This window comes from Pseudoduganella sp. LjRoot289, from assembly GCF_964252925.1.
In the GTDB taxonomy this organism is placed as follows: domain Bacteria; phylum Pseudomonadota; class Gammaproteobacteria; order Burkholderiales; family Burkholderiaceae_D; genus Rugamonas.
In genome coordinates this window covers 5,350,046-5,372,248 of the sequence record NZ_CAXUPN020000001.1, presented here as the reverse complement: position 1 = coordinate 5,372,248, position 22,203 = coordinate 5,350,046, and the positions used below count along the sequence as shown (strand labels likewise).

Genomic DNA, 22,203 nt, shown 5'->3' with positions numbered 1-22,203 from the left:
CCTTTAGCCAGTGCTCGGGCCTTGCTTACCAAACCAGTCTTCATCTTGCCAAGCGACAAGATCCTGCAGCAGCTGGTTGGCGCCATCGAGTGCGGCGCCAACGTTTTCTGCGTACTCCTGCCGCATGTCGGGGTCACCATCATAGGTAATGCGACGCTCCAGAACGACCAGGTCGTGTAAGTTCTTAAGCGCCGCCTTCAGCGGATAGAAGGAATTAACGGCCTGCAGGATCAGAGCCGCGTTCCCCAGGTCTTGCGGGAACACCAAACGAGCCTTCTCGTTCCAAACCGCACTGGGTATGCTGGCGACTACAACGTTCTTCGAGTCGACGATGAGGGTGGTCTCGCCGTGGTCGGCCTGACATGGCTGGATACGGAAAGGTAAAGACGAATGCAGTAGTACGGCGTCGGGTGGCATGCATTTTCTCCCCGGTGAACGAGCCTGCGCTCGATGTTGGCAAGCGCTTGCCGTACTTTAGACCGAACGGCGACAGCTTGGTTCCACAGCTACACAAATTCATCGACGTCGGCTCGATGTGGCGCAAGGTCTCAGACCACTTCCGTTGTCACTGCAGGCGAATGGCAGTATCGAATACCCAGGTGCGGCGAATTTCGATCACGTCATACTGGCGCGCCAGAGAGGGCGGGAACGCGCCATAGGGCGCTTGGCTGGCCACCACTCGCCGTATCGCCTCGTCGATAGCAGCGACACCGCTAGAGACCAGGAACGTCACCTTTTCCACGGAGCCGTCCGCACGGACTGCCACCGTCACTGTCGGTTGGGCGTGAGGCTGCTTCACGGCTTCGCGCACCATGTCGAAGGTCATGTTCAGCTCGATCTTCTTGCTCATGGCCTCCGCGTAAAGAACGAGATCGGCATTCGGGTCGGCACGGCCGAAGAGCCAGCCGCGACGCAGGCCGCTCACCCCGGGCAGCAGCGAACGGGAAGGGCTCTTCGACGCAGCCTCGCGCTGGGCCGCTTCCGCATCGAGCTGCTTGCCGATCGCGCGCAGCCGTTCCTCGCGTTGCGCCTCCTGCTCAGCCCGGTCACGCTGCGCCTGCGTCAGCTTGGGAGACTCCTGGCGCGCTGCCTCCTGCTTTGCCGCTTCCTGCCGCGCGGCTTCCAGCTGGTTCTGTGCCTGCCGTGCCTTCTCGTCCTGCCTTGCCTGTTCTTGACGCAGCGCCTCGCGCCGCTGGGCCTCTTGCCGCGCAAGATTCTGCCGCTCGGTCTCCAGTCGCGCAGCCTCGGTCCGTTCGAACTCCTTGCGAGCGGCTTCCTGCCGCGCCTTCTCGTCCAGTCTCGCCTGCTCTTGGCGCTGCGCTTCCCGCCGCATGGCTTCTTGCCGGGCAAGGTTCTGGCGTTCGGTCTCTAGCCGCGTAGCCTCGGCGCGTTCAAGCTCCTTGCGAGCCGTATCCTGCCTTGCCATCTCGTCCTGCTTGGCGCGCTCTAGTCGCGATGCCTCCCGACGAAGTTCCTCTTGTTTGGCGAGCGCTATACGTTCGGCCTCCGCTCGCGTAGCTTCGTTCCTGGCCGCTTGCTCGGCGCTGGCGGCTTCTTGCCGCAGCCGCTCCTGCCGTGCCGCCTCGCGCCTGCTGGCGTCTAGTCGCGCAGCTTCCAGCTGTGCTTGCCGCGCCTGTTCTTGTCTGGATGCTTCCTTGCGCTCAGTTTCCAGCCGCGCGGTCTCGGCCCGTTCCTGCTGCTGTCGGGTGGCTTCCTGCCGTGCCGCTTCCCGCTGCGCGGCAGCCGTCAGTTCCGCCTGGCGTAGTCTGTCTGCATTTGGTTTTTCCAGCTCTTGCCGGGCTTGTTCAAGCGCTTGTTCCCGCCCATCTTGTTCAATCTGCTTTTGTTGTGGTTCGCTGGTATTCCTGGGTTCTGGTACTTCACTTCCCTGAATATGGCCGACTGGCGCCACAGGGATCGCGCGTGCTCTCACCTGCGGCGCGTTGGGTGCAACCGGCAGGTTCACGTCGGGACGCTTCGCTGCCGGCATGGGCGGCTCCGGGGGCTGTGGTGGAACAGTTGCTGGCGTCGATGGAGGACTTGGCGGTGCGATTACTTCGGCGGCCACTTCACTACGCCCGACGGGCGGAGCTTGCTTGGCCATAAATGGCACGTTGCTCGCAATGACGGCGTTGTCTACTGCGCCGGGCACCGGAGCGACCAATTCTGCCGATGAGATTTCCGAAGGCGGCGGTGCTGGCACCGATGTCGGCGCGGTAGGCTGCGCGGGAGCAAGAAGAACCTGCAGATCACTGGCCTCAAGGCGCCGTTCTTTCCAGGGAAAGTGCAGGCTAGGAAGTCCAAATGTCTGACCGCCAATGGTCATGCTCAACAGCAGCGCATGAGCTAGCAAAGAGAGCAATATCGCAGCGCTCAATCGCGACGGTTCGCGCTGCATGAAGGCGGCCGTCTTCAAATTGAATACCCTTTTAGCAGTTGAGAAGTCCGACAGGCAAGTCGGCCGTAAGGGGGGCGACCCGGCCATTGATCGGCGGACAGCGAATATTCGGTGCCGCGGCTGTCGGGGCGAGCGGAAAACCAGTCGCACAGCTGTTCTTCATTGGCGCCTGTGAAATGGCGTCCCTCATGGTTCCGATCACTTGTGCCCAGTTTGAAGCTGAGGTAGGACGTCCCGTCGGGCTTCAGAGCTGCCCAGAGGAATTGCAGAGTTTGCGACATGTCGCCGCGAGGGACATGCAACAGCCTGGCGCAGGTCCAGATGCCGTCGTGGCAAAATTGTTCTTGGACGGCCATAAACTTGCGAACGGGAATACCAATTCCAGTGTGTTCGCTCGCCAATCGAGCTAGTTTGGCTGACGCGACAAAGGTAGTCGCTCGGTAGCTTCGATCTAGGAATGCTTTGGTGTCTCGACCCGATCCACAGCCCGCATCGAAGATTTTTCCTTTTTCGGCGAAGGTCGACAAAAAACGACCGTGCAAAGCTGGCATGTCCACATCAGCAGTGCTTGAAAAGAAGCGCGTTGCATTTTGATTGTAGTAGCCGATGGTCATGGGCATGATCGGAATTTTCTGGAAACAAGTGTTGTCAAAAACATCTACTGTACACCCGACTCGACCACACTGAGCGAAAGGTTTGTGTGGATTGCTGTTAGGGGCAGCAGCTTTATTTGTCAGCTCACACGGTTGATTTTGATATCGCTATCTATTGAAACTGCCGCCATGCTGGGCGAAAGCCAGTTCCAAAAATACATGCAATCCATCAATATTGTCTAATTGCCATCATAATTTGTATTCAACGTGTGGCAGAGGGGGCGCTACGGTTGCTTTTTCTGTTGCGGTCGTAGCCGAAAAATTGGATAATCGCGAGCGCGAGCCAAGTAACGTTACTTGGTTGAGCTTGCTTTCCAATCGATCGCATAAATTTGCCATAATGAAAATTTTTCAGGGCACTATCAAGGAGCCAATGCTGCGCAACTTGGTCGATACGAAATCGATTCAATCGACATGCGTTACTGGGCGTCTTGGCGGATATTCAATAGTCGTTCGCTATGGCCAAGTGGAGCGAACCCTCGCAACTCGGCGTGGTGATATTCGGTTGTTCAAGCTTGATAACGCGTCGAAATTTCTATGCGGTTTGGGTATCGCAAAATTTGAAGTTGATGCTACGACTTTTCAGCCTGGGCGCCTTCGAAAGCCGCGACCGGATCGAGCCGCTGCGCTCAAAAGCACTCGCACAAAATTGCCACGAAATACTTGATTGAGAAATGCATGATGAAGCGACCAACCTGTGTAGATTTATTTGCTGGAGCCGGAGGACTCAGTCTGGGTCTGAAAATGGCGGGGTGGGAGGCTAAAGCCGCTTCCGATTTTGACGCGTCGGCGTGCGAAACTTATCGGAAGAATTTTGCTGGTGTTAATGTTATTGCAGGAGATATACGTAATATCTCATGGGACGCATTCAGAGGAAAAATTGATCTTGTGGCTGGCGGTCCTCCTTGTCAACCTTTTTCTGTTGCCGGAAACCAAAAAGCCGACCAAGATGTGCGAGATATGCTCCCAGAGTTTGTTCGTGCGATTCGAGAGATACAGCCAAAGATGTTTCTTCTGGAGAATGTCGCCGGTCTGACTTCGAATAAGAATCTACCATATTTTCAGAGCAGAATACTTCAGCTTATGGAACTAGGCTATGAAGTTGAGTACAGAGTGCTAAATGCTGCCGAATACGGGGTTGCCCAAGAAAGAATGCGCGTGATTGTGATTGGAAAAAAAGGGGGAGGGGCACCTTTTTTCCCTAATGCAACGCACGGTACCAAATGTCGCCCATTCGTTTCCGCTGGCGAAGTTTTAGCGCGCGCACCGGTGGATGAACCCAATAATGCAATTGTTACCTTTGCAAAAAATCCGATTCTGCGCCCAAGTCCTTGGGCGGGAATGTTGGTGAATGGAGGTGGGCGTCCAATTAATCTCGCGGAACCATCCCAAACCATTCCTGCGTCCGCAGGCGGTAATCGTACTCATATTGTCGACAGAGACGGCATATTGCTTGATTATCATGAGCATTTGAGATCTGGAGGGCAGCCTAGCAGTGGCTTGGTCCGTGGCGTTCGACGCCTCACAGTGAGAGAGTCGGCGTGTCTCCAGTCTTTCCCTGAGGATTTTGTGTTTGCGGGGCAAAGAAGTGCTCAGTACAGGCAAATTGGAAACGCAGTGCCCCCTCTGCTTGCTAAGGCCGTAGGAACGGCCCTTCTTAGTTCGCTGACGTAATCAAATGACATGTGACGCATAGTCCGTAGACATAAAGTCCACATCGGGACAATGATGCATGCATGCCATCATTCGAAAATATTAATCCTAAGACATCTTTCGGGCTTCGGCTTCGAGAATTGCGGTTGCAAGCGGGTTTTTCGCAAGAAACATTAGGTGATCTTGCGGGCCTCGATAGAACTTATATTAGTAGTTGCGAACGCGGAAGACGTAACGCCACGCTTGAGGCGTTGCATAAGCTCGCTGCTGCTCTCGACGTTTCGCCATCTACCCTCCTGGAGCTTCCTGGTAGCGCATCTTCGATGGCGCCAGTTGGAGGTCGAAAATGACAGCTCCAGGTCAACTTCGCCAGTGTTTACGGATGCTGTTGCTCCCAATTTCGGTCGAGCGCGAGGCTGCATGTGGTCGGGTTCTTCTTGCACGGTTTCGTGCACTTGGCCTCGCACGGGCAGATTTTAGGGACTGGATTGAGTTGCATCTTGGAAACTGGAAAGACGAGGGGACGCCATCCGTACGCTTAGCTTTGTTAGTGAAAGCTGTCCTCCTGGAGGCGAATTCTGATACTTCCCCGCCTCTGGCTGAGAAATATTTCCTCGTACATCAACGGTTGATGTCAGATCATTTGATGTCACATCAAGAAGCACGTACGTTTTTGAGCAGTGCGTTCTTAATGGTGGATCTTGCGCGGCGAGAGCTATTCTCGGCAGCGCAAATATCTAAATTGGTTGAGCGAAGGGATGGGCGTGTTCATTTTAGCCGCCAAGCTGTAACGCTGTTGATTGACTCGGTCGGATTAAAGCGCGAGCTTTCATTAGGCGAGGTATCAAGACTCTACACCAAGGATCAGAACCTTGAACTGTCGACCTTTGCTGACGCTGACATAGAAACAGCTGTAGAACTTGTTGCGGATGAGGCCATATCGCTGGGTTTTTCCGACCAAATCCGTGATGCACTGTGTATTCTGGCGCCTTCTGCAAATTTGGCCGCATTTCCAGCATATTTGCAGGTTCTGCACTACCAGTGCATGATTGCAGAGTTTTACGATCACGCCGTTACTGATTTATACGAATTCAGTCCACGAGGACTGGCTGCCGGTTGGTTATTCAATGCTTATCCAACTTCTCTTGTCAGCGCGGGAAATCCGTTTCTGAATAACATGAAGTCTGTCGGACGTATTGATTCAATGTGGGCACGTAGCAAAAAACAAGGAGAGCTTCCTGGAGCTACTTCCTTGCTGCGGATACTGGTTGGATTAGAAGCCATGAGCTTCGCGGCACGACGAGAACTCGCGAGGTTAATCCGGCTTTGGATTCACCGGGTAATGCGGTTGAGTGTCCCTTTGACTGTCGTGCTTCCACCTCAACTGACCCCACATCAGATTGCGAGACTGCTCGATCATGTTGGTAGAGGGAACACAGGGACGTATGGCGTCATCGAGCAACGTATCGTGGATGCCATAGCTGCACAGAAACACTTACGTGCCAACGGTTGGCGAGCGAGAGGATTGGCTGACTCAGTTCACGCTACGAATGTAAGCAGGCGTAAAATCGGTGATTGCGATTTTCAGCATCCCACGCAACTCCGTATTGCAGCGTATGAGGCGCACGGCGGAGAACTAACCGACGTGTATGTCGACGAGCATTTACGGACGCTAAAAAAAGTAATGGCAATGCGTGTTGAGGAACTTGGAGGTATTGCCGATATAACACTCTGGACCGCATCTATTACGTTTGTTGCGCATCAAATTTCATCAAGTGCACGAGAATCAATAGAAGTAGAGGGCGTCTTGGTATCTTTGCATTTCGTATCGTTCGCAGATTTTATTGAATCAGCACTCGATAGCAGTGGCGTAGCGCCCGACTGGCAGCAATGGTTAGTTGAGCCGATCAGCCAGCGTCGGACTCCGTTGGAGGCCCGACGTACCCTTTTGGCATTCGTGGAGGAGTAAAGCAGATGGGAAACAAGGCGGTGCCCGGGAAATACGTCGAATCTGAGACTAAAATTTTCCGGAATGTCTGCGCCGACCGAATTGGGGTGGTGTCCTTATGGAGAATCTGTGAACGGCACAGGGGTTTTTAGTTACTGTGCCTTTGCAGACTCCGAAATTTATACGTCGATGTTGCCAGCCCGCAGCGCATTCATCTCGATGAAGGCGCGGCGCGGTTCCACATCATCCCCCATCAGCGTCGTGAAGATCTGGTCCGCCGCAATGGCATCCTCGATCTGCACCTTCAGCAAGCGGCGCACGGTCGGGTCCATGGTGGTTTCCCACAGCTGGCTCGGGTTCATCTCGCCCAGACCTTTGTAGCGCTGCTTCGACACCACGCGTTCCGCTTCATCACGCAGCCAGCCCATCGCATGGTGGAAGTCGGTCACGGCCGAGTCCTTGGTGCGCTCGCCTTCGCCGCGGCGGATCACGGCGCCTTCGCCGATCAAGCCCTCGAAGGTCGCGGCCGCGTTGGCCAGGGTTGCGTAGTCCGCGCTCTGCACGAAGTCCGCGTCGATCGAACTCACCTTGATATTGCCGTGGTGCATACGCTCGATGCGCAGGCCGTGCTTCTCGGTCAGGTCGTCCGAATGCACGGTCACTTTCACGGCCGGGTCGCCGATGCGGTCTTCCATGGCCTTGGCGGACGCCTCGGCCTGCGCCAGGGTTTCCATGTTCAAGGTCACGCCGGTCATGATGGCGGTCAGCGCGGCGCGGTCGATCACGCGCGTCAAGCGCATCATGATGGCGTTGGCGGTGTTGTACTGGCGCGCCAGTTCGGCCAGCGGCTCGCCCTGGATCACGTCTGCGCCTTCGCGCGGGGTCAGGGCGGCCGTGTTCAGCGCCACGGTCATCATGTAGCTCGCTTCCTCCACGTCGTCCTTCAGGTAGCGCTCGTCGCGGCCGGCCTTCACCTTGTACAGTGGTGGCTGGGCGATGTAGATGTGGCCGCGTTCCACCAGCTGCGGCATCTGGCGGTAGAACAGGGTCAGCAGCAGGGTGCGGATGTGGGCGCCGTCGACGTCCGCATCGGTCATGATGATGATGCGGTGGTAGCGCAGCTTGTCGGCGTTGAATTCATCCGGGCCGATGGAGGTGCCCAAGGTGGCGATCAGCGTGGTGATCTGCTCGGACGACAGCATCTTCTCGAAGCGCGCCTTTTCCACGTTCAGCACCTTGCCGCGCAGCGGCAGGATGGCCTGGAACTTGCGGTCGCGGCCCTGCTTGGCGGAGCCGCCTGCGGAGTCACCCTCGACGATGTACAGTTCGCACAGCGCCGGGTCTTTTTCCTGGCAGTCGGCCAGCTTGGCGGACAGGCCCAGGCCGTCCATCACGCCTTTGCGGCGGGTCAGGTCGCGCGCCTTGCGGGCCGCTTCGCGCGCGCGCGCCGCTTCCACGATCTTGCCGCAGATGATTTTCGCGTCGTTCGGCTTTTCCATCAGGAAGTCGGTCAGCGTCTTGGCGACGATCTCTTCCACCGGGCCGCGCACTTCGGACGACACCAGCTTGTCCTTGGTCTGCGACGAGAACTTCGGCTCCGGCACCTTCACGCTCAGCACGCAGGTCAGGCCTTCGCGCATGTCGTCGCCGGAGATTTCCACTTTCGCCTTCTTGGCGAAGTCGTGCTCGTCGATGTATTTGTTGATCACGCGCGTCATCGCCGCGCGCAGGCCGGTCAGGTGGGTGCCGCCGTCGCGCTGCGGGATGTTGTTGGTGAAGCACAGCACCTGCTCGTTGTAGGCGTCGTTCCACTGCATCGACACGTCCACCGAAATGGTGGTGTTCTGGTCCGACTGGCGCTCGCCGGTGGCCTGGAAGATGGTCGGATGCAGCGTGGTCTTGGCTTTGTTGATGTATTCCACGAAGCCGCGCGTGCCGCCTTCGAACGCGAAAATGTCTTCCTTGCCGGTGCGCTGGTCGGTCAGCTTGATGTTGACGCCGTTGTTCAGGAAGGACAGTTCGCGGATGCGCTTGGCCAGGATTTCGTAGTGGAATTCAACGTGGTTGAAAATCTCTTCGTCGGCCCAGAAGTGCACGTCGGTGCCGCGCTTGTCGGTTTCGCCGATGACCTTGATCGGCGAGACGGCAAAGCCGTCCTTCTCTTCGATTTCGCGGTTCTGCGGCACGCCGCGCACGAATTCCATGTAGTGCACTTTGCCGTCGCGGCGGATGGTCAGCTTGAGCAGTTTTGACAGCGCGTTCACGCAAGACACGCCCACGCCGTGCAGGCCGCCGGACACTTTGTACGAGTTCTGGTCGAACTTGCCGCCGGCGTGCAGCTCGGTCATGACGATTTCAGCGGCCGAGCGTTTCGGGTCGTGCTTGTCGTCCATTTTCAGGCCGGTCGGCACGCCGCGGCCGTTGTCGGTGATCGAGATCGAGTTGTCCGAGTGGATCGTGACGTGGATTTCCGTGCAGTGGCCAGCCAGCGATTCGTCGATGGAGTTGTCCAGCACTTCGAACACCAGGTGGTGCAGGCCGGTGCCGTCCGAGGTGTCGCCGATGTACATGCCGGGCCGTTTGCGCACGGCTTCCAGGCCTTCCAGGATCTGGATGCTTGCGGCGCCGTATTCTTCCACCTTGGCTGCCTGGATTGGTTGTTCGTTATGGCTCTCGGACATGGACTGCTTTCTCAAATATCGATTACTGATTGACTCGGAACTACCTCCGGCCGGGCAAGCTGTCGTCCTCGCGAAAGCGGGGACCCATAGCGCGCGGGCCAGGATGCTCAGCATGGGTCACCGCGGGGGCGCCTAGCCGTGCGCGGGAACGACAGGCTAGATGCGCATCGGCATCACAACATACTTGAAGTCTTGGTTATCGGGGATGGAGATCAGGGCGGACGAGTTCGAATCGCCGAGGGCGATGTTGATCTGGTCGCACTTCAAATTGTTCAGCACGTCCAGCAGATAGGTCACGTTGAAGCCGATGTCCACGCTCACGCCGCCGTAGTCGATCTCCAGCTCTTCAACCGCTTCTTCCTGGTCGGCATTGGTGGAGCTGATCTTCAGACTGCCCGGGGTGATGATGCAGCGCACACCCTTGAACTTGTCGCTCGTCATGATGGCGGCGCGCTGCAGGGAGCGCAGCAGCTCGTCGCGGCCGATGGTGAAGTCGTTGCTGTAGCCCTTCGGGATCACACGCGTGTAGTCGGGGAACTTGCCTTCCACCAGCTTCGAGATCAGCTCGATGTCGGCGAACTTCAGTTTCACCTGGTTGGCGGCGATGTCCAGCTGCACCGGCTCGTCGTTCTCTTCCAGCAGGCGCTGCAGTTCGATGATGGTCTTGCGCGGGATGATCACTTCCTGGCGCTCGAACGCTTGCTCGGTTTCCACCTGGCAGAAGGCCAGGCGGTGGCCGTCGGTCGCCACGGCGATCACGTTCTTGCCGTCCAGAACCAGCAGCAGGCCGTTCAGGTAGTAGCGGATGTCCTGCTGCGCCATCGAGAAGTGCACCATGTTGAACAGGTGCTTCAGCGTTTTTTGCGGCAGCGTGAACGAGGCGTTGTAGCTTTCGGCTTCCTGCACGGTCGGGAATTCCTCGGCCGCCAGGGTTTGCAGCGCGAAGCGGGACTTGCCGGTTTGCACCGTCAGGCGCTTGTTCAGCAAGGTCATCGTCACGTCGCCCGATTCAGGCAGGGCGCGCAGGATGTCGAGCAGCTTGCGGGCCGCCACGGTGGTGCCGGTCACGTCGGGGCCGGAGCCGATGGCGGCGTTGGTCGTGATCTGGACTTCGGTGTCGGTCGACAGGAAGGATACGTTGTCGCCGTCCTTGCGGATGAGGATATTGGCCAGAATCGGCATAGTGTGCCGACGCTCGACAATACCGCTCACGATCTGCAGTGGCCGAAGGAGCGTATCTCGGGTGGTTTTGACCAATTGCATATTTATCCTCAATATGAAAAATTAACGATACAAATTCTGTTGCCGGGCTTGCTTATGATAAAGGCAAACCCGGCAGCTACGCTACCGTGTGGAACGGAGCTTAGCCCTTCAACGTCTGTTCCAGCACGTGCAACTCGTGGTTGCACTCCGGATTCTTGGTGCGGTCCAGCGCGATCTTGCGCACGGCGTGCAGCACGGTCGTGTGGTCGCGGCCGCCGAACAGCTCGCCGATCTCCGGCAAACTCTTCTGCGTCAATTCCTTGGCCAAATACATCGCAATCTGCCGCGGCCGCGCAATGTTGGCCGGGCGGCGCTTCGAATACATGTCGGCAACTTTAATGTTGAAGAAGTCCGCCACCGTCTTCTGGATGTTCTCAACGGAAATCTGGCGGTTCTGCACCGACAGCAAGTCCTTCAGCGCTTCTTTCACGATGTCGATCGTGATGTCCTTGCCGTGGAAACGCGAGTACGCCAGGATCTTGCGCAGCGCGCCTTCCAGCTCGCGCACGTTGGAGCGCAAATGCTTGGCCACGAAGAAAGCCACGTCGTCCGAGAAGGTCACGCCTTCCTGTTTCGCCTTCTTGAGCAGAATCGCCACGCGCATTTCCAGCTCGGGCGGCTCGATGGCCACCGTCAGCCCGGAGTCGAAGCGCGAAATCAAACGGTCGTCCATGCCCGTGATTTCCTTCGGATACGTGTCCGAGGTGATGATGATCTGCTTCTTCGCCGCGATCAGCGCCTCGAAGGCATAGAAGAATTCTTCCTGCGTACGGCTCTTGCCGCCGAAGAACTGAATATCATCGATCAGCAGCATGTCCAGCGAGTGGTAGTAATGCTTGAAGTCGTCGAAACCCTTGCGCTGGTAAGCGGTCACTACGTCGCGAACGTACTGTTCAGCGTGGATGTAGCGGATGCGCGCGCCCGGCTGGTCGGCCATCACCTGGTTGCCGATGGCGTGGATCAAGTGGGTCTTGCCCAGGCCTACGCCGCCGTAGAAAAACAGCGGGTTGTAGGACACGCCCGGGTTGTTGGCCACCTGGATAGCGGCGGCGCGCGCCAGCTGGTTGGCCTTACCGGTGACGAAACTGTCGAAGGTCAAATCGGTGTTGACGCGGCTTTGCTCGCGGCGCGGCGAATTGCCGATGTTGTACTCGGGCGAGCCCGGGCTGGTCGCGGCCTGGTCGCTGGCGCGGGCCGAGCTCATGTCGGGCACCGACGGCGCGTTGCTGCTGATGATGCCGGACGAGCTCACGGGCGGCTTCTTGGCCGCGTGCAGGCGCGGGTCGAGCACGAACTGCACTTCGGTCGGCGCTTCCCAGTACTGGCAGGCGAGTGCGGTGATGCGGCTGGCGAACTGCGATTTCACCCAGTCGAGCTTGAAGCGATTGGGCGCAGCAACGCGCAGCTTGCCATCTTCGAAATCGATAGGCACCAGCGGTTTAATCCATGCACTGAATTGTTGCGGCGTCAGCTCCAGCTCCAGTTGAGCGGAACAGGTCTGCCAAAAATTTTCCATTAATCGTCTATCAGTAAGGGCTCGCAGGGGCGTTCGTGCGCCATGCGTAACACGCTATTCTACCCGCGAAGTCCGAAGTTATCCACAGGCACGACGCTAAAATTTGCATCCGGGCAGCCCTCGCAGGCACCGAAAGGGCGCATCCGATGTTGACAAGCGGGACCTAAATGCTGATAATTCAGGGTTCCCCGCCCGTATGCCGTGTTTATTCACTTGAACCAATATGGAGTAAGCGTGGATTTGAAGCGGGCGATGAGATGGACCCAGCTTGTGCCGGACGGCATAGGTGCGCGAAATGTCATTGGCACCAATAACTGACGGGACGTTTTTCCCGATTTTGTATTTTTTTGCTTTTTCAGCGAGACCAACATGAAACGTACTTACCAACCTTCCGTCGTACGCCGTAAGCGTACCCACGGCTTCCGCGCACGTATGGCTACCCGTGGCGGCCGCGCAGTTCTGAACGCACGCCGCGGCAAGGGCCGCAAGCGTCTGGCTGTATAAGCCATCCGCTTGTTAGCTGATCGCGTGGAAAGCTGTCCTTCAAACGGCTCGACAGGCGAAGGTTCACACGACTTCGCACGCGCTCGGCGCATCGTTAAAACGGATGAATTTTCATCCGTTTTTCGTTTGCGCCCCGCACAAAAAAGCGCGCACTTCGTCCTGTACACCCGTCCCAACGAGTTGCCGCATGCGCGGCTGGGCGTCGTGGTGGCCAAGCGTTTCGCGCCGCGCGCCGTCACGCGCAACACCATCAAACGCGTCACCCGCGAACTGTTCCGCGTGACCGGCCTGCCTGCTATCGACTGCGTGGTGCGTTTGTCACGCCCGGTCAACAGCAAGGACGGCCCGGCCACCACGGCCAAGCTCAAGGCGGAACTGCGCCAGGAGCTGACGCGCCTGTTCGCCTCCCAAAAGAAGGCGAAACCCGCGCCTGTGCCTGCGCCAACGCCGGCCCCCGCACCATGAGCAAGCTGCTGACCCTGCTGTTGCGTTTCTATCAGCTGGCCATCAGCCCCATGCTGGGGCCGCGTTGCCGTTTCTACCCCAGCTGCTCGAATTACGCGCTCGAGGCCATCCGCCTGCACGGCGCCGCACGCGGCGGCTGGCTGGCGGCGCGCCGCGTCTGCCGCTGCCATCCCTGGAATCCGGGCGGGCTAGACCCCGTCCCAACCAAGATTTCTCCGACCGCTTGCGGTTGCAACCACACCTGATAAATACCGTAATGGATATCAATAAACGTACCATTTTGTGGATCGTGTTCGCCGTCTCGCTGGTCATCCTGTGGAATAACTGGATGGTCTCGACCGGCAAACCGTCGATGTTCTCGCCGGCGCCGCCGGCCGCCGTGGCCGCCAAGGCCGGCGTGCCCGCCTCGGCCGGCGCCGTGGCCTCCGCCGCCGGCGCGGCCGCCATCGGAGCCCAGCCGGGCGCCGTGGACCCTGCCGCCTTCAAGCGTGAAATCGTCACCATCACCACCGACGTGGTGAAGGCCGACATCGACACCCTGGGCGGCCAGATCGTGCGCCTGGAGCTGCTCAAGCACCACGACAAGGTCGACCCCAAGAAGAACCAGGTGCTGTTCCAGAAGGTCGCCAACAAGACCTACCTGGCGCAAACCGGCCTGGTCGGCGCGCCTAACGCACCCAACCACACCACCGGCTTCACCGCCAAGCCAGGCGTACGCACGCTGGCCGACGGCAACCAGGTGCAGGTGGTGCTGGAAGCGGAGCAGGGCGGCGTCAAGCTGGTCAAGACCTTCACCTTCAAGCGCGGCGACTACACCATCGACGTGCGCCACGACGTGAGCAACCTGGGCGCCGCCCCGGTCGCGCCTGAGCTGTACCTGCAGCTGGTCCACGACGGCAACAAGCCTGAAGGCGATTCCTACTTCAACAGCAGCTTCACCGGCCCAACGCTGTACACCCCGGCCGACAAGTACAAGAAGCTGACCTTCGAGGCGATCGAAAAGCACGCCGCTAAGCAGGCCGAGAACCCGTCCGTGGCCCTGCCGGCAGACCACCCGACCAAGGCCGACAACGGCTGGGTAGCCATTTCGCAGCACTTCTTCGTGTCCGCTTTCGTACCGCAGGACAAGCTGCCGCGTGAAATCTTCACCAAGAAGCTGGAGCCGAACGTGTATGCCATCGGCGTGGTGCAGCCGCTGGGCACCCTGGCGCCCGGCGCCACCGTGTCCAACAGCGCCAAGCTGTACTCGGGCCCGCAGGACGAGAAGGCGCTGGAAAAAGTCTCGCCCGGCCTGGACCTGGTGAAGGACTACGGCATGCTGACCATCATCGCCAAGCCGATGTACTGGGTGATGGAACAGCTGTTCGGCGTACTGCACAACTGGGGCTGGACCATCATCGCCTTTACCATCCTGATCAAGCTGCTGTTCTTCCCGCTGTCGGCCGCCGGCTACCGCAGCATGGCGCGCATGAAGGTGGTGACGCCGAAGATGACCGCCATCCGCGAGCGCCACAAAGGCGATCCGACCAAGATGAACCAGGCCATGATGGAGCTGTACAAGACCGAGAAGATCAACCCGCTGGGCGGCTGCCTGCCTATCGTGGTGCAGATGCCGGTCTTCATCGCCCTGTACTGGGTGCTGAACGCCTCGGTCGAAATGCGCGGCGCGCCGTGGGTGGGCTGGATCACCGACCTGACGCAGCCGGACCCATGGTTCATCCTGCCGGTGCTGTACGCGATCTCGATGTACATCACCACCAAGCTGAACCCGGCGCCTGCCGATCCGATGCAAGCGAAAATGATGCTGTTCATGCCACTGGCGTTCTCGGTCATGTTCTTCTTCTTCCCGTCCGGCCTGGTGCTGTACTGGGTCGTGAACAACGTGCTGTCGATCGGCCAGCAATGGGTGATCACCAAAAAATACGCGCCTGCTGAAGCAAAGTAAGCCATAAAACAAGATGGTCCCAAAGCCCGTGCCATGCACGGGCTTTTTTTTAATACAATCAACTAATGAAACTCGACACCTCCCCCATCGCCGCGATCGCCACCGCCCCTGGCCGCGGCGGCATCGGCGTGGTACGCGCCTCCGGCAAGCACCTGAAGGGCCTGATCGAGGCCCTGTTCGGCGCCACCGCGTTGCAGCCGCGCCACGCCACCTACATCCCCTTCAAGCAGGCCGACGGCACCATCATCGACCAGGGCATCGCCATCTGGTTCAAGGGTCCGCATTCCTACACCGGCGAGGACGTGCTCGAGCTGCAGGGCCACGGCGGCCCCGTGGTGCTGCAGATGCTGCTCACGCGCGTGCTGGAAGCGGGCCAGCCCTTCGGCCTGCGCCTGGCCGAGCCGGGCGAGTTCACCCGCCGCGCCTACCTGAACGACAAGCTCGACCTGGCGCAAGCCGAGGCCGTGGCCGACCTGATCGACGCGTCGACGGAAGCGGCCGCCAAATCGGCCTCGCAGTCCCTGTCCGGCGCGTTCTCGAAAACCATCCACGCGCTGGTCGAGCGCGTGACGAATCTGCGCATGCTGGTCGAAGCGACGCTGGACTTCCCGGAAGAGGAAATCGATTTCCTGGAAAAATCGGACGCGCGCGGGCAGCTCAAAGGCATCGTGGAAGCGCTGGACACCGTGTTCCGCCAGGCGGCGCAAGGCGCGCTGCTGCGTGAAGGCCTGAACGTGGTGCTGGTGGGGCAGCCGAACGTGGGCAAGTCCTCGCTGCTGAACGCGCTCGCCGGTGCCGACGTCGCCATCGTCACGCCGATCGCCGGCACCACGCGCGACAAGGTCAGCGAGACCATCCAGATCGAAGGCATTCCGCTCAACATCATCGACACCGCCGGCATCCGCCGCAAGGACGAGCAGGTCGACGTGGTCGAGCGCATCGGCATCGAGCGCACCTGGGGCGAAGTGGAGAAAGCCGACGTCATCCTGCACCTGCTGGACGCCGACCACGGCCCCACGCGCGCGGACGAAGCCATCGTCGCCAACTTCCCGCAAGGCGTGCCGGTGGTGCGCGTGTGGAACAAGATCGACCTGTCCGGCCACAAGCCGGGCGTCGATGAGATGGAGGACGCGACCCAGGTCTATCTGTCGGCGCACGAGCACATCGGCATCGACCTGCTGCGCCGCGAATTGCTGCGCATCGCCGGCTGGCAGCAGACCGGCGAATCGCTCTACCTGGCGCGCGAGCGGCACCTGATCGCGCTCAAGTCGGCCGGCAAGCACCTGGACATCGCCGGCGAGCACGCCGCCGTCAGCGACCAGTCGCTCGACCTGTTCGCCGAGGAGCTGCGCCTGGCCCAGTCGCAGCTCTCCAGCATCACCGGCGCCTTCTCGTCCGACGACCTGCTGGGCGTCATCTTCGGCCGCTTCTGCATCGGAAAGTAACTATTTATTGGCGTTTGGAGTACGCGCAGCACGCGCGCGCTCTGGCGCGTTTGCTCCGAACTTCCTTTCTATGTGCGCCTGTCGAAGCGTCTCTTGCGCGCGCAATCCGATGCAAAAAAGTCTTGCATGCTATCGCCGCATGCCTTTCCATTTAAAAATTTTTCTTCACTCTAGGCACGCGGATTTTTTGTGTTTTTAGGTGCGGGAACGCACATAAACCCGACAGTGGCGCCCCGGCAATCCTGCTATGATAGTTTCAAGCAAGACCTGAATTTGCGGCACGGAGACGGTGTTCTTGATCCTGCTCATAGCACGCGAGTTGCATGCAAGTATGCTGGTTGTACGCCGTAAAGTGTTTGCCTGGAAAGGGGATAACGTGGAATCGCTACAAGACAAGCTACCTGAGGAAACGTCCGGCATGCCGTCCGCCGCGCCCATCGCCTACACGCGACAAACGCTGCCGCCCAAAGGCACTTGCTGGTACTGCGAACGGCCGGTGGACAGCGTGCGCCGCTTCTGCGGCAAGGAATGCCACGACGCCTTCGACGAAGAGGCCGAGTTCACGAAGGAAGCCTAGCAGTAGCTGGAAGTTCAGGCCAGCGCCGGCGCCAGCGCTGCCAGCGCCGCCTCGAAGTCGAACTCGTGGGCCGCCGCGGCCACTTCCTGAAACATCGCCACGCCCAGGCTGGCCGCCAGCATCGTGGCGGACTGTTCCAGCATATCGATCGCCTCGCCATTCCCGTCGTCCAGCAACTGCGCCAGCCGCTCAATGAGTGGGCGTGCGTCCGCCGTGGCATCCGATGACGGCGCCGCCGGCATGGCTGCATCGTGTTGCGTCTCGTCGAGGTGGGAGGTGATCGCCAGCAGCAGGCTGGCCAGCGCCCGCTCCAGCAAATCCAGGCCCGCGTGCACTTCCCGGCCGGAGGCGCCCAGGCCGGCTTCCGTCACCCCGGCCAGATGGTGCAGCTCCTGCGCGCCTATCATGCCGGCCGCGCCTTTCAGGCTGTGCGCCTTGCGCTGCGCGGCGACGGGGATCCCTTCCGCCAGCAGCTGCCGCATCTGCGCCACCGCGTGCTGGTAATCCTTGCGGAAACGCAGCAGCAATTGCCGGTACAGGTCGGCGTCGCCCATCAGGCGATCCAGGCCGTCCGCCGTATTGAGGATGTGCTGTGTCGGTGTCATCGCCGGATTCCCGCTGTTCGTGATGTTTAATACAACACGATAGCAGAGCTGGATGAAGTTGGATTATTGCAACATGTTTTATTTAGTTGTAAACGACCAGCTGCGATTCGCCTGCACCCCATCCACCGTACCGGCGAAGGTGACGTCGTACACGGTAGCGCCCTTGAGCACGTTGAGCGGCACGATGGCGGCCACCGAAGGCGGCGTTTCCTTGTCGCTGGCGCGTGCCAGGAGGCGCACCGACAGGTCGTTGCCGCCGCGCGGGCGTACGGTGAAGCTTTGCACGCTGATCACGGACGAGATGTCCGCATGCACGCTGATCGGATAGCCCACTTCGTTCTGGTTGGGCACCGGGTCGGGCGATTCGCTGTCGCTGAAGAAATTGAGCGCCACCCGGGACTGGCTGGCGGCTGGGTAGACGGCCAGCTTGCCGCGTCCCACGCCTGGGCCGTAGCCCCCGCTGGCCGCGAAGTCGGCGGTGAAATAGGTGTAGCCGTTGCCGGCCGCCGTGCCGGCGCCAACCTCGCGGAACACCGGTTCGAATATCACGAAGCGGTGGTAGATGGCGGTGATCAGCTCTTCCGCATGGTAGAAGCCGGACGTGTCGCTGGCCGCCGAGATCACCTCGCCAAAGGCGAACGGCCTCACCAGCTGGTAGCCGGCGGCCTGCAGCCTTGCCTCCAGCGTGGCGCCGGTGAAGCCTGGTCTGCCGCTGATCTCGTCGTGGGTGATGGTATTGTTAATCCGCTGGTAGTTCGAATGGTCCAGCGCCGCCTTGTCGAGGAGGGCGTTGCGCGCCAGGGAAGTCAGGCCGGTCAGCTGGCGGCGGTAGTTGATCCAGTTGTAGCCGTCGAGCGCGGCGTTGCCCGTCAGCGTGGGCGCGCCCGGTTCGGTCGGCAAGGTCGACGATGGCGTAACAGGTGTGACGCCGGCCGTGCTGCCGCCGCCCCCGCCGCCGCAGCCCGACAGCAGCGCTGCCAGCACGAGCGCCCAGAGAGACGTGTTCCAACGGTGTGGGGTGTTCATGACGGCTCCTGTGGCAGCATTGATTTCGATTCTAAGCGAAAACATCATGCCGGGCCCGTCACTTACACCTGTAACAGTTGAGCAGCATCAGTGGATGACGAGATGGCGCTGTAAAATAGCCGTTTACGCACCTTTACCTCCGCTCCGATGACCCCAACCAAGCAGCGCCTGCACCGCGCCAAGTTCGCCTTGCCCAGCTTCGTCACCCTGCTGTCGATCGCCTGCGGCTTCGGCAGCATCGTCATTTCGGTCGACAACGCCTACATCGGCAACGCGCACGACTACCAGATGGCTGCCGTGCTGCTGGTGCTGGCCGGCGTGTTCGATGCGCTGGACGGTTTCGTGGCGCGCGCCACCGGCACCAGTTCGGAGTTCGGCGTGCAGCTCGATTCGATTGCGGACGTGATGAATTTCGGCTGCGCGCCGGCGGTGCTGCTGTACTGCTACGGTTTCGTGCTGCTGGGCCATGAGCACGCCACCCTGCTGCGCATGGGCGGCATCGCCAGCTTCTTCTTTGTCGCCTGCGGCGCGCTGCGCCTGGCGCGTTTCAATGTGAACGTCGGCCGCACCGACCCGCGCTACTTCGTCGGCATGCCGATCACGGCGGGCGCCGCCTGCGTTGCCTCGGCCGTCGTGGCCTGGCCCGACCCGGCCCGCACGCTGCAGCACGCCAGCCTGGTGGTCGTGCTCTTGTTCGTGGTGGGCGGGCTGATGGTGTCCACCGTCCGCTTCCCCAGCTCCAAGCAGAAGCGCAACGTGGGCATGCTGCTGGGGCTGGTGGCCTGCATAGGCTTGCTGCTGTGGCTGACCACGGCCTTCTTCGCGCTGTTCTTCGCCGTGTATGTGGCGCTGACGCTGGCGCTCAACCTGGCGTGGCATTACGGCTGGACCGGCATCGCGCCGCCGGTTGTGTATAGCGACGAGTAGGCGTCACGCCACCTCGTGCCCGCGCGCGGCGCGCAGGATCTCGAACCACTGGCTGCGGCTGAGCGTGAACTGCGTCGCTTCCACGGCTTCCGCAATCGCTTCGATGCGGCCCGACCCCGTCAGCGGCACCGGACGGCACGGGAGCTGCATGATCCACGCGAACACCACCGAAGCGAACGGACGCTGAAGCTCGCCGGCCACTTGCCCGATCACCGCGCGCAAGCGCTCGCCGGCCGCGTCGCCGCCGCTGAACAGCCGGCCGCCGCCCAGCGGCGACCAGATCATCGGCGCCACGCCCAAGTCCTGCAGGCCGTCGAAAGTCTCGTCGAACATCGGCGCCAGGTTCAGCGGCGAGAACTCCACCTGGTTGGTGGCCAGCGCGATGCGGCGGTTCAGCGCTTCGAACTGGTGGCGGCTGAAGTTGGAGACGCCGAAATGCCGCACCTTGCCCTCGCCGCGCAAGCGCTTGAAGGTGGCGGCGATCTCGTCGAAATCCATCAGCGGATCGGGACGGTGGATCAGCAGCAGGTCCAGGTAATCCGTGCCCAGCTGGCGCAGCGTATTCTCCACCGACGCGGTGATGTGCGCCGCCGACGTGTCGTAATGCTGGATGGTGTGTTCGGGCCGGCTGGCCGCCAGCAGCTTGATGCCGCATTTGCTGACGATCTGCATCTGCGCGCGCAGGGACGGCTTCAGGGCCAGCGCCTCGCCGAACAGCGCCTCCACGCCATAGCCGCCGTAAATGTCCGCATGGTCGAAGCTGGTCACGCCCATCGCCATGCATTGCTCGATGAAGGACAGGCGTTGCGCGGGTGCCATGTCCCACTCCGTCATGCGCCACATGCCGGCCACGACGCGTGACAGCCGCAATCCTTCTGCGCTGGTGGTGACGGCGGGGCAGGACAGATCGCTGCGTTGATGCACGGCGTGGCTCATGTGGAGGGCTTTCAAATATGGCTGGGAGTCAACGATTATACGGGCCGGGAAATACCTTTGCAGACTGTTGCTTTTTTAAGCAGCAGGCCGATCCGGAGCCGTTTTTTCGCGGTATGATCGTTAAAAGCTTGCCGTTCGGAAGCGTCGCCGCAAGGAGGCAACACGTGGGTCTGCTATCTTTCCTGAATCGTAAAAACGAGCCGGAAGCCGGCGCTGCCGCGCCCCAGGCGCGGGCGCCGGTGCCGATGGCTGCCGGCCCCGTTGCCGCGGGCGGTGCAGCGGCGACCGCCACTGTGGAGCAGCTGGACTACGCCGACGCGGACGCCATGCTGTGCCGCGACGAAATCGTCGACAAACGGCACCGCCTGTGCGGCTATCTTTTCACGGCCAAGGCCGGCGGCAAGCGCGCCGCGCCGTCCGAACGGGAGTTCTTCGAAGCGCTGCGGGCGGCCGACCTGGCCGCCTTTGCCGCGCGCCGCATCGCCGTCATCCCCATCACGCCCGAAGCCGTCGCCGCGCAGCAGTATGCCGCGCTGGCCACGCCCAACAGCATGTTCCTGATCGACCGCAGGCAGACCGCGCTGCCGGCCGCCGAGCTGGCCGCGCGCATGCTGGCGCTGCGCCAGGCCGGCTGCAAGACAGCATTGTGCGGCGCGTCGATGGCGGCCGCCGATGCGCCGCTGCTGGCCGTCTGCGACGCCGCCTTCCTGCACCTGTCCGACAGTTCGCTGCCGCAGTTCCAGAACCTGATGCGCCAGTTGCGCGCCGCCTATCCGGCCATGCAGATCGCCGTCGACGGCGTCGGCACCTGGGACGAGCAGCGCATGTGCCTGGCGTGGGGCTGCGACTACTGCCTGGGTGAATTCCTCACCACGACCGACACGGTCGACCAGGAAGCCAAAATCGACCAGAGCCGGCTGACTTCCATCGACCTGCTGAACCTGTTGCGCACGGATGCCGAAGTCGGCGAGCTGACCGAGGTGGCCAAGCAGGATCCCGGCCTGGCCTTCCATGTGCTGCGCTGGGCCAACGCGCCCAGCACCGGCCACCACAGCACCATCACCAGCCTGAAGGAAGCGATCATCGTGCTGGGGCGCACGCATCTGTACCGCTGGCTGATGGTGTCGATGTTCCGGCTCGGCAGCACGCACGAGCGCGACGAAGCGCTGCTCGAGGTGGCCCTGGCGCGTGCGCGTTTCCTGGAGATCGTGGGGGAAGACATACCGCAGGCGCAGCGCGACGAGCTGTTCCTGGTCGGCCTGCTGTCGCTGTTCGACATCCTGCTCAAGGTGCCGATGGCCGTCATCATGGAGAAGATGCACTTGTCGGATGCGATCCGCGACGTGCTGCTGAAAAGCGGTGGCCCCTACGGGCCCTATCTGATGCTGAAGCTGCTGATCGAGCGCAGCCAGGTCGGCCGCGCCGCCGAAGTGGCGCTCACGCTAGGGATCGACCCGGACACCCTTGGCGCCACCAGTACCGACGCCTTCCAGTGGGCCCAGGAAGCCCTGCACCATTCCATGGGCGAATAAAACTGGGGTCAGGCCTGCATTCGTGCATTTTCCAGAATTAAAACTGGGGTCAGGCCTGCAATCGTGCATTTTCCAGAATGACCGAAAATGCACGAATGCAGGCCTCGGCGGCCCCGCCTGACCCCAGCA

Annotated in this window: 20 protein-coding genes; 11 read left to right on the top strand and 9 right to left on the bottom strand. The window is 60.6% G+C overall.

All coding sequences use genetic code 11. The features are described from left to right. Positions 1-3: 3 nt before the first annotated feature. From ACSQ8Y_RS23060 to ACSQ8Y_RS23050, 3 genes are all read right to left on the bottom strand, one after another. Positions 4-417 (bottom strand): hypothetical protein, encoded by a 414-nt coding sequence (locus ACSQ8Y_RS23060; protein ID WP_436268740.1) that lies wholly within the window; start codon positions 415-417, stop codon positions 4-6. Positions 418-565: 148 nt separating this feature from the next. Further along, positions 566-2,416 (bottom strand): TonB C-terminal domain-containing protein, encoded by a 1,851-nt coding sequence (locus tag ACSQ8Y_RS23055; RefSeq protein ID WP_436268739.1) that lies wholly within the window; start codon positions 2,414-2,416, stop codon positions 566-568. Beyond that, on the bottom strand, positions 2,413-3,018 hold the full coding sequence (locus tag ACSQ8Y_RS23050; protein ID WP_436268738.1) for a class I SAM-dependent methyltransferase: 606 nt from the start codon (positions 3,016-3,018) through the stop codon (positions 2,413-2,415). The genes ACSQ8Y_RS23055 and ACSQ8Y_RS23050 overlap by 4 nt, the downstream gene beginning before the upstream one ends. Before the next feature lie 711 nt (positions 3,019-3,729). On the opposite strand from ACSQ8Y_RS23050, the gene ACSQ8Y_RS23045 reads away from it, so the two are divergent. The 3 genes from ACSQ8Y_RS23045 to ACSQ8Y_RS23035 all read left to right on the top strand — a co-directional run bounded on the left by ACSQ8Y_RS23045 (position 3,730) and on the right by ACSQ8Y_RS23035 (position 6,673). Continuing rightward, entirely contained in the window at positions 3,730-4,725 is a 996-nt protein-coding gene (locus ACSQ8Y_RS23045) for a DNA cytosine methyltransferase (protein ID WP_436268737.1), read from the top strand. Positions 4,726-4,787: 62 nt separating this feature from the next. Further along, complete coding sequence (locus ACSQ8Y_RS23040) at positions 4,788-5,054, top strand: helix-turn-helix domain-containing protein (RefSeq protein ID WP_436268736.1); 267 nt, start codon at positions 4,788-4,790, stop codon at positions 5,052-5,054. Further along, positions 5,051-6,673, top strand: coding sequence for a hypothetical protein (locus ACSQ8Y_RS23035; RefSeq protein ID WP_436268735.1), 1,623 nt, complete (start codon positions 5,051-5,053; stop codon positions 6,671-6,673). Before ACSQ8Y_RS23040 ends, ACSQ8Y_RS23035 begins: the two co-directional genes overlap by 4 nt. A gap of 158 nt (positions 6,674-6,831) precedes the next feature. Here ACSQ8Y_RS23035 and gyrB read toward each other — a convergent pair whose 3' ends face one another. From gyrB to dnaA, 3 genes are all read right to left on the bottom strand, one after another. Further along, the gene (gyrB, locus tag ACSQ8Y_RS23030) at positions 6,832-9,333 is read right to left on the bottom strand and encodes a DNA topoisomerase (ATP-hydrolyzing) subunit B (RefSeq protein WP_436268734.1); all 2,502 of its coding nucleotides are present in this window, start codon (positions 9,331-9,333) and stop codon (positions 6,832-6,834) included. A 156-nt stretch (positions 9,334-9,489) separates the two neighbouring features. After that, complete coding sequence (dnaN, locus tag ACSQ8Y_RS23025) at positions 9,490-10,596, bottom strand: DNA polymerase III subunit beta (RefSeq protein WP_436268733.1); 1,107 nt, start codon at positions 10,594-10,596, stop codon at positions 9,490-9,492. Positions 10,597-10,696: 100 nt separating this feature from the next. Further along, positions 10,697-12,112, bottom strand: coding sequence for a chromosomal replication initiator protein DnaA (gene dnaA / locus ACSQ8Y_RS23020; protein WP_436268732.1), 1,416 nt, complete (start codon positions 12,110-12,112; stop codon positions 10,697-10,699). A gap of 369 nt (positions 12,113-12,481) precedes the next feature. Between dnaA and rpmH the strand changes: the two genes are divergently transcribed. From rpmH to ACSQ8Y_RS22990, 6 genes are all read left to right on the top strand, one after another. Beyond that, the gene (gene rpmH, locus ACSQ8Y_RS23015; protein ID WP_082551811.1) at positions 12,482-12,616 is read left to right on the top strand and encodes a 50S ribosomal protein L34; all 135 of its coding nucleotides are present in this window, start codon (positions 12,482-12,484) and stop codon (positions 12,614-12,616) included. 24 nt (positions 12,617-12,640) lie between these two features. Further along, complete coding sequence (gene rnpA / locus ACSQ8Y_RS23010) at positions 12,641-13,081, top strand: ribonuclease P protein component (protein WP_436268731.1); 441 nt, start codon at positions 12,641-12,643, stop codon at positions 13,079-13,081. Beyond that, entirely contained in the window at positions 13,078-13,326 is a 249-nt protein-coding gene (gene yidD, locus ACSQ8Y_RS23005) for a membrane protein insertion efficiency factor YidD (RefSeq protein ID WP_436268730.1), read from the top strand. The genes rnpA and yidD overlap by 4 nt, the downstream gene beginning before the upstream one ends. A gap of 11 nt (positions 13,327-13,337) precedes the next feature. Next, a complete protein-coding gene (gene yidC / locus ACSQ8Y_RS23000) occupies positions 13,338-15,026 on the top strand; it encodes a membrane protein insertase YidC (RefSeq protein ID WP_436268729.1) in 1,689 nt (562 codons plus the stop codon). Between the two features lie 65 nt (positions 15,027-15,091). Beyond that, entirely contained in the window at positions 15,092-16,471 is a 1,380-nt protein-coding gene (gene mnmE, locus ACSQ8Y_RS22995; RefSeq protein WP_436268728.1) for a tRNA uridine-5-carboxymethylaminomethyl(34) synthesis GTPase MnmE, read from the top strand. A 376-nt stretch (positions 16,472-16,847) separates the two neighbouring features. Continuing rightward, on the top strand, positions 16,848-17,048 hold the full coding sequence (locus tag ACSQ8Y_RS22990; RefSeq protein ID WP_436268727.1) for a hypothetical protein: 201 nt from the start codon (positions 16,848-16,850) through the stop codon (positions 17,046-17,048). Positions 17,049-17,062: 14 nt separating this feature from the next. On the opposite strand, the gene ACSQ8Y_RS22985 is transcribed toward ACSQ8Y_RS22990, so the two are convergent. Then, positions 17,063-17,653 (bottom strand): Hpt domain-containing protein, encoded by a 591-nt coding sequence (locus ACSQ8Y_RS22985; RefSeq protein WP_436268726.1) that lies wholly within the window; start codon positions 17,651-17,653, stop codon positions 17,063-17,065. A 78-nt stretch (positions 17,654-17,731) separates the two neighbouring features. Continuing rightward, positions 17,732-18,679: a CAP domain-containing protein gene (locus ACSQ8Y_RS22980; protein WP_436268725.1), complete on the bottom strand. Its 948-nt coding sequence runs from the start codon at positions 18,677-18,679 to the stop codon at positions 17,732-17,734. Between the two features lie 147 nt (positions 18,680-18,826). On the opposite strand from ACSQ8Y_RS22980, the gene pssA reads away from it, so the two are divergent. Continuing rightward, positions 18,827-19,606 (top strand): CDP-diacylglycerol--serine O-phosphatidyltransferase, encoded by a 780-nt coding sequence (gene pssA / locus ACSQ8Y_RS22975; protein ID WP_436268724.1) that lies wholly within the window; start codon positions 18,827-18,829, stop codon positions 19,604-19,606. A gap of 3 nt (positions 19,607-19,609) precedes the next feature. Here the strand turns inward: pssA and ACSQ8Y_RS22970 are convergent, their stop codons facing one another. Next, entirely contained in the window at positions 19,610-20,542 is a 933-nt protein-coding gene (locus ACSQ8Y_RS22970; protein ID WP_436268723.1) for an aldo/keto reductase, read from the bottom strand. Positions 20,543-20,706: 164 nt separating this feature from the next. On the opposite strand from ACSQ8Y_RS22970, the gene ACSQ8Y_RS22965 reads away from it, so the two are divergent. Then, complete coding sequence (locus ACSQ8Y_RS22965) at positions 20,707-22,074, top strand: EAL and HDOD domain-containing protein (protein WP_436268722.1); 1,368 nt, start codon at positions 20,707-20,709, stop codon at positions 22,072-22,074. Positions 22,075-22,203: the final 129 nt, after the last annotated feature.

Coding starts and splice junctions, on each gene's coding strand:
- ACSQ8Y_RS23040 (WP_436268736.1), top strand. CDS start 4,788: ATGCCATCATTCGAAAATATTAATCCTAAGACATCTTTCGGGCTTCGG.
- ACSQ8Y_RS23035 (WP_436268735.1), top strand. CDS start 5,051: ATGACAGCTCCAGGTCAACTTCGCCAGTGTTTACGGATGCTGTTGCTC.
- yidC (WP_436268729.1), top strand. CDS start 13,338: ATGGATATCAATAAACGTACCATTTTGTGGATCGTGTTCGCCGTCTCG.
- rpmH (WP_082551811.1), top strand. CDS start 12,482: ATGAAACGTACTTACCAACCTTCCGTCGTACGCCGTAAGCGTACCCAC.
- ACSQ8Y_RS23045 (WP_436268737.1), top strand. CDS start 3,730: ATGATGAAGCGACCAACCTGTGTAGATTTATTTGCTGGAGCCGGAGGA.
- yidD (WP_436268730.1), top strand. CDS start 13,078: ATGAGCAAGCTGCTGACCCTGCTGTTGCGTTTCTATCAGCTGGCCATC.
- ACSQ8Y_RS23060 (WP_436268740.1), bottom strand. CDS start 417: ATGCCACCCGACGCCGTACTACTGCATTCGTCTTTACCTTTCCGTATC.
- pssA (WP_436268724.1), top strand. CDS start 18,827: ATGACCCCAACCAAGCAGCGCCTGCACCGCGCCAAGTTCGCCTTGCCC.
- ACSQ8Y_RS22985 (WP_436268726.1), bottom strand. CDS start 17,653: ATGACACCGACACAGCACATCCTCAATACGGCGGACGGCCTGGATCGC.
- ACSQ8Y_RS23050 (WP_436268738.1), bottom strand. CDS start 3,018: ATGCCCATGACCATCGGCTACTACAATCAAAATGCAACGCGCTTCTTT.
- dnaA (WP_436268732.1), bottom strand. CDS start 12,112: ATGGAAAATTTTTGGCAGACCTGTTCCGCTCAACTGGAGCTGGAGCTG.
- mnmE (WP_436268728.1), top strand. CDS start 15,092: ATGAAACTCGACACCTCCCCCATCGCCGCGATCGCCACCGCCCCTGGC.
- dnaN (WP_436268733.1), bottom strand. CDS start 10,596: ATGCAATTGGTCAAAACCACCCGAGATACGCTCCTTCGGCCACTGCAG.
- gyrB (WP_436268734.1), bottom strand. CDS start 9,333: ATGTCCGAGAGCCATAACGAACAACCAATCCAGGCAGCCAAGGTGGAA.
- ACSQ8Y_RS22970 (WP_436268723.1), bottom strand. CDS start 20,542: ATGAGCCACGCCGTGCATCAACGCAGCGATCTGTCCTGCCCCGCCGTC.
- ACSQ8Y_RS22980 (WP_436268725.1), bottom strand. CDS start 18,679: ATGAACACCCCACACCGTTGGAACACGTCTCTCTGGGCGCTCGTGCTG.